Annotated in this window: 1 pseudogene; it reads left to right on the top strand. The window is 54.4% G+C overall.

The annotated features are described in order from the left end of the window. Positions 1-154: 154 nt before the first annotated feature. A pseudogene (locus E5Q11_RS18140) lies at positions 155-307 on the top strand (alpha/beta fold hydrolase); the annotation flags it as partial.

The raw sequence follows: 307 nt of genomic DNA, 5'->3' as shown, positions 1-307 counted from the left end.
AGCGGTCCAATATTGTCGCTCTGGCAGAGTACCTGAACAGCATCTATTATTGCTGATCATCCTTTTACCTGACATTGTATCAGCCGGGTTCGCCCGGCTTTTTTGTGCCCGGCTGTCTGATGTCTGACGGTTTCCTCTGCTGGAGAATGTGTTCATGAGTGTCCAACTTCATCACCGGATCAGCGGCGAAGGCGAGCCGTTGATTCTATTGCATGGGCTGTTTGGCTCCCTGGATAACCTGGGCGTGATTGCCCGGGGGCTTCAGGGTAACTGGCAGATCCATGCCCTGGACCAGCGCAATCACGGC

The organism is Marinobacter confluentis (assembly GCF_004785685.1).
Taxonomy (GTDB): domain Bacteria; phylum Pseudomonadota; class Gammaproteobacteria; order Pseudomonadales; family Oleiphilaceae; genus Marinobacter; species Marinobacter confluentis.
This window is presented reverse-complemented; position numbering and strand designations above follow the sequence as displayed.